This is a genomic window from Acidobacteriota bacterium (assembly GCA_020349885.1).
Taxonomy (GTDB): Bacteria; Acidobacteriota.
The window spans coordinates 1770019-1779368 of record CP070701.1 but is presented as its reverse complement, the minus strand read 5'-3'; the positions used below and the strand labels follow the sequence as shown (position 1 = coordinate 1779368).

Here is a 9350-nt window from a genome sequence, read left to right as displayed (position 1 = left end):
GGCCCCTGGCCTATCGCGCTCTTTTCTTCAAATCCTCTCTGATCTTGTAGGCCCTTTCGGCGTCTTTCAGGATGGCCGTGTCCACCTCCTGTACGAACATGGCCTCGCGGTTGTGAGGTAATCTCTTTACCGCGCCCTTGAAGGGGACCGCGATCTGCGAGTGCCCGATCAGCCTCTCCGTACGCTTGCCGGTGCGCGGCCGTCCGGCGGCGTTGCAGAAAACGAGGATAATTTCGTTCTCGAAGGCCCGCCCCACGCACAGCGAGTCCACCGACTCGACCTCCGCGTCCGGGTTGTGCCTCAGCCCGACCCCGGCGTCCCCGGCGAGCCAGTAGCTGGGGCAAATCACTATCTCGACGCCCCTTGCGGCCATCTTCCGAAAAATTTCGGGAAATATCAGGTCCCAGCAGATAACCAATCCTACTTTGCCGTACCTCGTGCCGAATACCGAAACCTTGCGGCCGGGGGTGAAGCTTTTCCTCTCCGGGTGCCACAGGTTCACCTTCCTGTACCTCGAAAGCACCTTCCCGCCGGACGCGATGTAGTACGCGGTGTTGTGCAGCTTAGAGGAATCTTTCTCGATTACCGAGCCGGGCACGACGTCGATTTTATGCCTCCTCGCGAGACGCTGAAAGAATTTCCTGTACTCGTGCTTCGGGTCGGCGAGCATTGTCCTCTTTTCGATGGGGCCCGTAACGAAATCCTCCGGGAAGACGACGATGTTCGCCCTGGATTTTTTTGCCCTCTCGACGAACTTTTCGGCTCTTTTCAGATTCTCTTCGGGGCGGTAATTCCTGATTCGAAACTGTACCACGGCTATCTTGAGCTTCATAGCATGAGGAGTATATAGCAAGAAGGAAGGAGAAACATTCTCCACAAAATTTCTGATATAATTCCCGCGAGCCCATGCGCAAAGGAATCCTCGCCCTGTTCCTCGCCGCCTTCGTCTGCGGCGTCTCGTGTTCGGCGCCCCCCGGCGGCGAGGCGGCGGCGGGTGCTCCCGTCGCTCTCCGGAAACATGTCCCCGAGATGGTCAGGGTGGAAGACGGCGACGAGATTTACGAATACGACAACAAACTGTCGGCGGAGGAGGCGAAGGGCCTGTACGACTATTTTTCCGAAAGACGCGCAGCGGTCCCCGTTTTTTGCCGCGTTCCCGGCATGGCGGACCACGTAGTGGTGTCCATGGCTCTTTCCGGGGATACGGAGAAAGACTTCGGGAAGCGGCTCTTCCTGGTCAAGAAAACGAAGGAAGGTTACGAAGAGATGGGTCGAACAAGGGGCATGGGCGACTCCTACATTCTGGAGCCGGTGTTTTTCACGGGCCGGGAAAAGGAAAAAGTGCTGATCCTCGCGGAGCTCGGGACGGAATACCCCTGGGGGCTGCTGGCATGCGAGATATCGGACGGCGAGCTCGTTGAGCTGGGCTCGATCGACGCGGCCGCCTTTGACGAGGAAGAGTTCGCCGTCGACCCGACGCCGTACTGCACGGCCAAACGGGAGAACGGCAAGTGGGTGGTCGAGTTCCGAGCGGACCTCGCGCTGGACCCCGGCGGACTGGGAGAGCGGGAAATCCTGCGAATCGGCGACGCTCCCATCGTGTTCGAGTCCGACGGCGGGGAGTTTACCTTGAAGGAGGGAAGCTACCGGGAGCAGGAGCCCGGCGGCGCCGAATCCTCCCGGTATTCCGACGAGCTGTCGCGCCTGGAGCGCGAAACCGGGGACGCGCTTGCACGGCTGGACGAAGCGCCCGACTCGAAGGAGCGGCAGGAGGAATTCCTGCGCGTTTTCGAAAGAATCTACAACTACGACAGCGACGAAACCATAGCCCTGGAAGCCGACGGCGCCTTCGGGAAAGCGCATCATAGAGTTCATGCGTACGCCCTCGCGGGGAACAAAACTTTCCTGAAGGCCCTGATGGCGTCGACCCTCGGGCCCTACGGCGTCGGTCTGGCGGTAGTCTCGGAGCGGATCCATGACGAGATGCTCTGGGAAAATTTTGAAAACGACGCCCGGCTTACGCTGGACGCGCTCTCCGAGCTTCCGCCGGAGACAAGGGCAAGGCTTATGAACGGCGTGTACACCCGGCCCATTCACGACGGCTTCGATTTTGCGGCGATCTTGAAAAAGCTGAGCGAGACCGAGGCGCCGGACGGGATGCGGCAAGACGTAGAAAAGATTCGGGACGTGGTCGAGCCCCTGGCGGAGATGATGGCCAAGGTGGAAAAGGTTCGAGAAAATTTCGACAAGGGAAAGGCCGCCGCGGCGCTGGGCCCCTCGGGCTACGAGGAGGCCGTCCGCGAGTTCCAAAAGGTCATCGCGGCGGTTCCGGAGTGGCCGGAGCCTTATGACGAATTGGGAATGGTCCATCTGAAGCAGGGAAAAACCGCGGAGGCGGTGGCGAGTCTCAAGAAGTACCTGGAAAAGAATCCCCTGACGCACCCCCGCATCCTGAACCAGATCAGGTTGCTCATCCTCAAGCTCGAAGAGGAAACGGAAGCGGAGCCCTGACAGATCTTTCGAAGCTTCCGTGAACTTATCTCATGGAAAAGCCGTACTTCTCGATCCGGCGCCGCGCGTTCTCGCTCGTCCGCGAGATTTTTTCCGTGCTCGACGAGCACGGCGCGCGCGTCGCCGTGCTGCGCCTGAAGCGGAGCTACGGCGGTATTTTCCTTCTTAACCGCCTGGCCGTCCTGATGCTCATCGGCGTCTTCGCGGGGCTGCTCATAATGCACCGCACGGAGTGGGGGGAGGCGCAGTCCGGGCTCGTCCGCGCGGCGGTCATCCTCCTGCTCGGGGCGGCCGGCGGGGCGCTCTACGTCCTGCTCAGAATCACCGAGCAGGTGCAATACGCCGCCGATCCGCGAACGGGGGAAAAACTTTTCACGCTGGGCGAGAATCAGGAAGGTGCACTCCACGTCCTGTCGGCGGACTTGAGGCCCATCGGCCGCATCCGCTGGGCGGACGAGGAGGAGTCGAAGCTCGTCGTCGAGGTCGGCACGGGGGGCGTCGCGTGCGTCCTCTCGCCCCCGCCCCACTCCGCCGCGGGAGGCGTTCAAACAAAAAACCCGCTGGTGGAAATCCGCGACGCTCAGGAAGCGATACTGGGCGACGTAGTTTACGGCAGAGGCCGCAGGCGTTTCGATATCCGGATGCCCGCCGAGACCCGCGGCCGGCTGGACGAGCGCCTCCTCTGGCTCGCGGCCGTGCGGGGCCGGTTCATGGCGGGAAAAAGCTTCCCCCTCGGGCTCGCGCCGTGAGCGACCGCCGCTGGCTCGAGGAAAAGATTCTGGACTTCGCGGCCGTCGTGTGGGACTGCCTCGGCGCAACGACCTACGCGGACGACTGGCCGGTGTACCTGAAAGACCTCGCCGTCATTACGGGCTGGCTCGTCGCTCTGCACCGGGGCATGCCCGCGCGGGACGCGGCCGGAATCATCGTGGACCCGCAGACGGACAAGACTCTTTCGGACTACTACCGGCAGGGCGAGTGGGGCGAGAGGCACAACCGCGCCTTCGCGGCCCTGCAAACCCAGGTGAGGGAGCATTTCGGACTCTGAAGAACGTAGAACGTCTGGAAAAAACCGCGAAGCTTGATAAGGAGAAAATCGCATGAAACACACGAGCCTTTGTCTTCTTGCCTCCGCCATGATTTTGGCCTGGAACTGCCCGGGCGACTCCGACGGCGCGCTGCTTAGAGCCGTCCGCCGGGACGACGCGGAGCGGGTCAAGCGTCTTCTCGACGGCGGAGCCGACGCGAACGCCGCCGACGGGAAAGGCCGGACGGTGCTCGCAAGAGCGGTGCAGCGGGGAAACAAGGAGATCGTAGAAATCCTTCTCGCCCACGGCGCCCGCGTGGAGCGCAAGTCCGGGAAACCGTCGGAAGCGGAAGTGGCGGTCATGCAGGGGCACCGGGAGATCCTGGAGCGTTTCCTCGACGAAGGCGTGGACGTTCACGAGAAGAATCCTCACGGCCAAACGCTCCTCCACCTTGCCGCGGTGGATGGACGGGTGGAGATCATCAGGATGCTGCTGGCGCGGGGCGCTGATCCCAACGTCCGGGACGACAGCGGCGCCACGCCGCTGTTCCACGCCGCAGGAATGGGCTGGGCGGACGCCGCTCAGGTCCTGCTGGAAGCCGGGGCGGACGCCGACGCCCAGGAAGCCCATGGAAATACGCCCCTGAAGGTCGCGGCGGCGGAAGAGCATATAAACGTGGTGTTGCTGCTCCGCAAACACCTCGGGATCGAAACTCTCCCCACAGTACAAGACTCTTGGTATCGCGAGCCCGAGGAAATCTCTTACATCGAATTCTACGAGCATCCCCTTTCCCGCGAGGCGTTCACCGCCGTCGCGGAGTCCGAGCAGGAGCGCGCCCAAGCGCGCTTGAAGGAATCGGCGTTCACGGAGATTGCGGAGGCCGAGGCGCGTGAATGGGCCGGCGCGGTGCTGCCCATCCAAGCGGAAAAAAGATTTTTCCTGGTGCGCGGGCTTTTCTACAATAAAGATACGGGCGAGTTTGCCCTGTACCGGCGCGCGGGGAAATTGCTGGTGCATCATACGAGCCTGGGGCACGGCATTTTCCCCATGAAGCGCAAGGCCCTCGTCGTGCAGCTGGACCGGCCGCCGCGCGAAGTGTACGTGTCGTGCGACATCAACGAGTAAGAGCGGTGCAGCGGAGCTACAGGCAGGAGACCGGAGCAAGTCCGCCCACTGTCGACCCCCGACCGCTTGTGTGCTACACTCTCCCCTGAGTGAAAGCGCCGCGCCTAAAGCCAATCCATTAACCGGTTCGAAACGGAGGTTTGCATGTATATCTCGACCATGTTCACGAGGAGCCGGCGGAGCGTCGTCCTCGGCGGGATTTCCGCCTTCGCGGTGGCTTGCTGTTTTTCCATCGGCGCCGAGAAAGATTCCTCGAAGAAGTACACGTTCCGCTTCAACCCGCCGGATGGAATCGAATTTTCCCAGACGCTGACCATAACCAAAGTGCAGGAAATGGGGGAGCTGCGCAAGCAGACGGACGTGAACGTCTCGAAGGCGCAAATCGCGATCCGAAAAAAGCCGGCCGGCTACACGGCCACGGCGAAACTTCTCTCCACCGTCATGACGCGTGACGGACAGGCGTTCCGCCACCCCGCCATGTCCGTGATGGAGGGCCTGGAAATAACCCACGAGCTGGACAGGGAAGGCCGCCTCGCCGCCGTCGGGGGGTTCGACGCGCTGAAGAAACGGATCCAAGACAAGTTCGACCCGCAAATGGCCCAGATGCTTTCCGCGCTCCTTACGGAAGAGGCCATAGCCAACATGGCCAACAAGGAAGAAGCGGAATGGAACGGCCGGATCGGAAACTTCATCGGGCGCACCGTCGAACTGGGTGACGTATGGACGGATACCGAAGAGTTTCCGCTTCCGACGGGAAAAACGGTCGTCTTCCATACGGCGACCAAGTTCACGGAAGAGAAAGAGTGCGGCGGCTCGAACTGCCTCCGGGTCGAGTTTTTCTACCATTCCAAACCCGCCGCCCTGGAGAAGCTCGTCGGAAAAACTCTCGGCGATCTTTCCAAGGCCGCCGGGGCCGAAATGGAGGCCGAGGTGTCCGGCATGGAAGTTGCCGGAAGCGGCGAGCGCCTCATCGACCCGGCCACGATGTTGATATACGCGGAGAGAATCGAGCGGACCGTAAAAGCACAGATGGACGTTCCGGAGCACGGATTAGTAACCGCCGTGACGAAAGAGACGCGGGAATACGAATTCGATTACGGAAAGAAGCCGAAGGCGGAAAAAGGCGAGTAGAAAATTACGCAAGCACCCGGCCGTCCATTGCGGCGGATGCCTGTTTTATAATCGCCCTCGCGGGATCACGGAACGCGCGCCGCACCGGAAGCGATGAAGCAAGCGCATCGCGCCTTTAGCCTTTCATTCCTCATGAAAAGTTTACTCTGCTTATTGGCGGTATTCTGCATGTCGTGCTCCCGGGAGAGCGCTGAACCGAATCATGCACCATCCCCAAAAACCATGACGATGAATGCCCATATTCTTTATGAAACAGATCTTCACGAGCTCGACGGAAAATACGGTGGCGCGGGAGTATTCAAGGTCATCGGCGAACTGGAGAAAAACGCGCTCCAGGGGGACGCGAAATCGCTGCACAGGCTCATCGATCTCTTTTCCGTGAGCGACGGTTACGTCTCCGAAGGCTTGTCGGTCGCCCTGGCCGCGATTTTTGAAGCCGACCCCGCCTTCGTGCTGGAAAACGCGTACGGGCTGGACGGGGAAAAGCGGGACCTCTTGTTCAAGGCGATACTCTACGAGAATTATTACGGGGAGCTATTTGAAAACACGTACCCTCCCGATTTCAGCGAGATAAAAGACCTGGGAAAATACTCGGAAAGATTCGTCGGGATGTACGAGTATTATTTAGAGAACCCCGCCCATCTGGAGGACTGGTCGGTCACTCCCCCTGAGTAGAAGACATCGGCAGCCTGTGACTTCAGGCGGAACAGATGCGAAGCGCACCCGCAGTCCGAGCTGCCGAACCCCTCCACCGCCTCCTCCGTCCTCGCCAGCGCGGCCGCCGTTTTGCACTCCTCGTCTTTTCCCGCTTTCAGGTAGAAAATTCTTTCCACCTTGGCGTTCCGGCTCGCTAGCAGGTAATCGACGTGCCAGTGGAGCGTCTTCCGCGCGGACAGGTGCCTCTGTAGTCTCTTCTCGAGGCCGTTCTGGGCCGAGCCGACGTAGATGTATCTTCCGGCGGGGAAACGGAGAATGCCGAGCGCGCCCGTTTTCACCCTCGTGCTTTTCCGGACGCAAATCTGCAGGCAGTAAACGCCCTTCATACATTTGTCACCGAAAGGCCGCTCCGCCGCGGCGCCCCGTCACTCCTTCGCCCCGGCCTGTTTGAGAATCTCCACAATCTCGGTGTGGCCTTTCTCTGCCGCAAGCATAAGAGCAGATTTGCCATTCTTGTCCTTCGCGTTCACGTCCGCGCCCTTACCAATCATAGCCTTCACCGTCTCGGTGCGGCCCAATTCCGCCGCAACCATCAAGGCGGTTCTGCCGATTTTGTTTTCTTTCACGTTCACGTCCGCGCCTTTGTCGAGCAGGGCTTTCGCCATCTCAGTGTGGCCCTCCCATGCTGCCTCCATCAGGACGGTCCAGCCGTCTTCGTCCTTAGCGTTCACGTCGGCACCTGCATTAATCAAGACATTCACCGTCTCAGTGTGATCCCCTCGACGTTTCAGCTCACACGAATCGGCGTGGCCCGCATCCGCCGCCCACATCAGGGCAGCCCTGCCGTCCACTTTTCCCGCGTTCACGTCCGCGCCCTGCTCAAGCAATTTTTCCACTTCGGCGGTATCACCGGCCTCCGCCGCTGCGAGAAGTTTCGAATTGATGTCCCCGCCGCGCCCGACTGGGTAGGCCGCCTGCGCGAAAAGCAGCGGGAGCAGAAATAGAATTGCCTTAAAGGGAAGCCTCGTTATTGTCATTCTTTCGCACCGGCCTGTTTGAGAATCTCCACAATCTCGGTGTGGCCTTTGGATTCCGCAGCCCCCAGGGCAGTCATACCGTCTTCTTGCTTCGCGTTTACGTCCGCGCCCGCGTCAATCAGGGTTTTCACCGTCTCGGTGTGGCCCTTCCATACTGCAAACATCAGGGCGGTTGCGCCAACTTCTCTTTCCACCGCATCTATGTCCGCACCTGCCTCTATCAAGGTCTTCACCATGTCGATGCGGCCCGACTTCGCTGCATACATCAGGGCGGTCTTGCCGCGTTTGTCCTTCGCGTTCGCGTCCGCGCCGGCGTCAATCAGGGTCTTTACCGTCTCGGCGTGGCCTTTCCGTGCTGCAACCGTCAGCGCGGTCCAGCTGTATTGGTTCTTCGCATTCACGTCCGCGCCGGCGTCAATCAGGGTCTTTACTGTCTCGATGTGGCCTTCCCGTGCTGCAACCGTCAGCGCGGTCCGGCCGTATTTGTCTATCGCGTTCACATCCGCGCCTGCATCAATAAGGGCTTTTGCCGTCTCGGCGTGGCCCTCCCATGCTGCTTTCATCAGGGCGGCCTCGCCGTCTTTGTCCTTCGCATTCACGTCCGCGCCGGTGTCAAGCAGGGCTTTTACCGTCTCGGCGTGGCCCTCCCATGCTGCTTTCATTAGGGCGGTCCAGCTGTCCTCGTCCTCCGTGTTCGGGTTCATACCTGATGCCGTGAATGGTAAGAGAAGGGCTATCCAGAGAAACATTTTTACTTGCTTCATAGTTTTCTCCTTATTTTTTGGATTGCGCACTGGGCGGCGCGTTGCCCGGGCGAAGGGCTAGGCTGCCATGAGCAGGGTGCGGGGTCAAGTTTACGGTGCGGGATTTTTTTCGAGCGTCATTTCTTTTGAAAGGAGAAGGAGAGAGATGATTTCCACGTTGCCTTTTGCAAGCCCTAAGGCTGTCCCGCTAAATTTGTTCCTCGCATTCACGTCCGCGCCCTTTCCAAGTAATTGCTCCACTGTTGCAGTGTCGCCGGCCTTTGCCGCTTTGAGGAGTTTTTTGTTGATGCCTCCGTAGGCCGCCTGCGCGAAAAGCAGCGGGAGCAGGAGCAGGAAAGCGAGAGTTCGCAAACAAGGGAACATCACGTCGTGGAAGCCGTTCCCTCCCGGGGAATGGGCTTCAGGGAAATCCTTGGTGACTTTGAAGGCCATGGGAGGACTCTAAGATGGAGCGCAGGGGCGTTGCAAGCGGCTCGATGCTCGCGGAGTTTTCATTTTTAGGGGCCGAAGTGCTCCTCGGCTCCGGCCCCCCTTCTTCTCGCGGCCGCGTCGCCGCCATGAAAAGCGGCCCCGCCTTGACGGGGCCGCCTTTGTCGAGAAAATACGGCTTCGCAGCTACCAGCGGTTGCCTCTGTTTCCGCCGCGATCACCGCCACGACCGCCGCCGCCACGGGCTCCTTCCTCTCGCGGCCGGGCCTCGTTCACCTTAATCTTGCGCCCCAAGACTTCCTTTTCGTTCAGGGCCTTGATGGCAGCCTTGGCCTGCTCGTCGTCGTTCATTTCCACGAACCCGAAGCCCCGCGGCCGGCTCGTGAATTTGTCCGTGATGATGGCCACCGAGGCCACTTCTCCGTGGGGTTCGAATTCCTTTCGAAGCGCGTCCTCCGTTATGTCGAAGGACATGTTTCCTACGTAGAGTTTCATGTTCGTTTTCGTTCCTTTTCGTCTCTTATGGTCCTTTACACGATGGAAAGGTCGTCCCTTCCATCAACTCCCACACAATCGGCGATTGTCCGCTCGCGGCTTCCGCGTGCGGCGTACCTTGAGCCCGCTATTTTCTCACGGGACTCCAACCGCCTCCCAGCGTTTCGAAAGGA

General features: G+C 60.2%; 12 protein-coding genes. 6 read left to right on the top strand and 6 right to left on the bottom strand.

From position 1 onward, the window contains the following. Positions 1-10 precede the first annotated feature (10 nt). Entirely contained in the window at positions 11-832 is an 822-nt protein-coding gene (locus tag JSV08_07675) for a carbon-nitrogen hydrolase family protein (protein ID UCF80380.1), read from the bottom strand. 74 nt (positions 833-906) lie between these two features. Here JSV08_07675 and JSV08_07670 point away from each other — a divergent pair, with 74 nt between their 5' ends. The 6 genes from JSV08_07670 (at position 907) to JSV08_07645 (ending at position 6470) form a co-directional block, all read left to right on the top strand. After that, the gene (locus tag JSV08_07670; protein ID UCF80379.1) at positions 907-2511 is read left to right on the top strand and encodes a hypothetical protein; all 1605 of its coding nucleotides are present in this window, start codon (positions 907-909) and stop codon (positions 2509-2511) included. 32 nt (positions 2512-2543) lie between these two features. Further along, the gene (locus JSV08_07665; GenBank protein UCF80378.1) at positions 2544-3260 is read left to right on the top strand and encodes a hypothetical protein; all 717 of its coding nucleotides are present in this window, start codon (positions 2544-2546) and stop codon (positions 3258-3260) included. Continuing rightward, positions 3257-3559 (top strand): hypothetical protein, encoded by a 303-nt coding sequence (locus JSV08_07660; GenBank protein UCF80377.1) that lies wholly within the window; start codon positions 3257-3259, stop codon positions 3557-3559. Before JSV08_07665 ends, JSV08_07660 begins: the two co-directional genes overlap by 4 nt. Before the next feature lie 52 nt (positions 3560-3611). Beyond that, on the top strand, positions 3612-4664 hold the full coding sequence (locus JSV08_07655; protein UCF80376.1) for an ankyrin repeat domain-containing protein: 1053 nt from the start codon (positions 3612-3614) through the stop codon (positions 4662-4664). Positions 4665-4808: 144 nt separating this feature from the next. Next, on the top strand, positions 4809-5795 hold the full coding sequence (locus JSV08_07650) for a hypothetical protein (GenBank protein ID UCF80375.1): 987 nt from the start codon (positions 4809-4811) through the stop codon (positions 5793-5795). A gap of 228 nt (positions 5796-6023) precedes the next feature. Then, positions 6024-6470 (top strand): hypothetical protein, encoded by a 447-nt coding sequence (locus tag JSV08_07645; protein UCF80374.1) that lies wholly within the window; start codon positions 6024-6026, stop codon positions 6468-6470. Here the strand turns inward: JSV08_07645 and JSV08_07640 are convergent. The 5 genes from JSV08_07640 to JSV08_07620 all read right to left on the bottom strand — a co-directional run bounded on the left by JSV08_07640 (position 6416) and on the right by JSV08_07620 (position 9177). Then, positions 6416-6838, bottom strand: a complete 423-nt coding sequence (locus JSV08_07640) for a GIY-YIG nuclease family protein (GenBank protein ID UCF80373.1) — start codon at positions 6836-6838, stop codon at positions 6416-6418. The genes JSV08_07645 and JSV08_07640 overlap by 55 nt on opposite strands. 39 nt (positions 6839-6877) lie before the next feature. Then, on the bottom strand, positions 6878-7489 hold the full coding sequence (locus JSV08_07635; GenBank protein ID UCF80372.1) for an ankyrin repeat domain-containing protein: 612 nt from the start codon (positions 7487-7489) through the stop codon (positions 6878-6880). After that, the gene (locus JSV08_07630; protein UCF81862.1) at positions 7486-8238 is read right to left on the bottom strand and encodes an ankyrin repeat domain-containing protein; all 753 of its coding nucleotides are present in this window, start codon (positions 8236-8238) and stop codon (positions 7486-7488) included. Before JSV08_07630 ends, JSV08_07635 begins: the two co-directional genes overlap by 4 nt. 105 nt (positions 8239-8343) lie before the next feature. Next, positions 8344-8685, bottom strand: coding sequence for an ankyrin repeat domain-containing protein (locus JSV08_07625; GenBank protein ID UCF80371.1), 342 nt, complete (start codon positions 8683-8685; stop codon positions 8344-8346). A 183-nt stretch (positions 8686-8868) separates the two neighbouring features. Further along, positions 8869-9177: an RNA-binding protein gene (locus JSV08_07620; GenBank protein UCF80370.1), complete on the bottom strand. Its 309-nt coding sequence runs from the start codon at positions 9175-9177 to the stop codon at positions 8869-8871. Positions 9178-9350: the final 173 nt, after the last annotated feature.

Bases quoted from the DNA above. Each gene is read 5' to 3' on its own strand.
- JSV08_07675 (UCF80380.1), bottom strand. From the start codon at position 832: ATGAAGCTCAAGATAGCCGTGGTACAGTTTCGAATCAGGAATTACCGC.
- JSV08_07670 (UCF80379.1), top strand. From the start codon at position 907: ATGCGCAAAGGAATCCTCGCCCTGTTCCTCGCCGCCTTCGTCTGCGGC.
- JSV08_07665 (UCF80378.1), top strand. From the start codon at position 2,544: ATGGAAAAGCCGTACTTCTCGATCCGGCGCCGCGCGTTCTCGCTCGTC.
- JSV08_07655 (UCF80376.1), top strand. From the start codon at position 3,612: ATGAAACACACGAGCCTTTGTCTTCTTGCCTCCGCCATGATTTTGGCC.
- JSV08_07650 (UCF80375.1), top strand. From the start codon at position 4,809: ATGTATATCTCGACCATGTTCACGAGGAGCCGGCGGAGCGTCGTCCTC.
- JSV08_07645 (UCF80374.1), top strand. From the start codon at position 6,024: ATGAATGCCCATATTCTTTATGAAACAGATCTTCACGAGCTCGACGGA.
- JSV08_07640 (UCF80373.1), bottom strand. From the start codon at position 6,838: ATGAAGGGCGTTTACTGCCTGCAGATTTGCGTCCGGAAAAGCACGAGG.
- JSV08_07635 (UCF80372.1), bottom strand. From the start codon at position 7,489: ATGACAATAACGAGGCTTCCCTTTAAGGCAATTCTATTTCTGCTCCCG.
- JSV08_07630 (UCF81862.1), bottom strand. From the start codon at position 8,238: ATGTTTCTCTGGATAGCCCTTCTCTTACCATTCACGGCATCAGGTATG.
- JSV08_07625 (UCF80371.1), bottom strand. From the start codon at position 8,685: ATGGCCTTCAAAGTCACCAAGGATTTCCCTGAAGCCCATTCCCCGGGA.
- JSV08_07620 (UCF80370.1), bottom strand. From the start codon at position 9,177: ATGAAACTCTACGTAGGAAACATGTCCTTCGACATAACGGAGGACGCG.